Annotated in this window: 1 protein-coding gene; it reads right to left on the minus strand. The window is 68.9% G+C overall.

What is annotated here, in order from left to right; translation table 11 throughout:
* Positions 1–604 (minus strand): M28 family peptidase (locus ADL08_RS11120; RefSeq protein ID WP_159043141.1); only part of this gene is annotated, 604 nt, incomplete at both ends.

Genomic DNA, 604 nt, shown 5'->3' on the forward strand with positions numbered 1-604 from the left:
GCTCGCGCCGGTGAAGAGGCCGCCGACGGGGACGCCCGCGCTCTTGAACGGGGCGTGGTCGGAGCGGCCGTCGCCCTCGGTCTCGATCTCGGTCGGGACGCCGAGGCCCGCGAAGTAGCTCTTGAAGGTCTGCTCGATCGTCGGGTCGTCGTCGTAGACGAAGTAGCCCGGGTTCGGCGAGCCGATCATGTCGAAGTTCAGGTAGCCCTTGATCTTCGAACGCTCGGTCGCCGGAAGGTTGTTGACGTAGTACTTCGAGCCGACGAGGCCCAGCTCCTCGGCGCCCCACCAGGCGAACCGCAGGTGCTTGGAGGGCTGGTAGCCGGTGCGGGAGACGGCGAGGGCGGTCTCCAGGATCGCGGCGGAGCCGGAGCCGTTGTCGTTGATGCCGGCGCCCGAGGTCACCGAGTCCAGGTGCGAGCCGGCGAACAGCACCTGGTTCGGGTCGCCGCCGGGCCAGTCGGCTATCAGGTTGTAGCCGGTGGCGCCGCCGGAGGTGAACGTCTGGAGGCTGGTGGTGTATCCGGCCGCGTCCAGCTTCGCCTTCACGAAGTCGATCGACGCCTTGTAGCCGGTACGGCCGTGGGCCCGGTTGCCGCCGTTG

Source organism: Streptomyces sp. NRRL F-6492 (assembly GCF_001280125.1).
Taxonomy (GTDB): Bacteria; Actinomycetota; Actinomycetes; order Streptomycetales; family Streptomycetaceae; genus Streptomyces.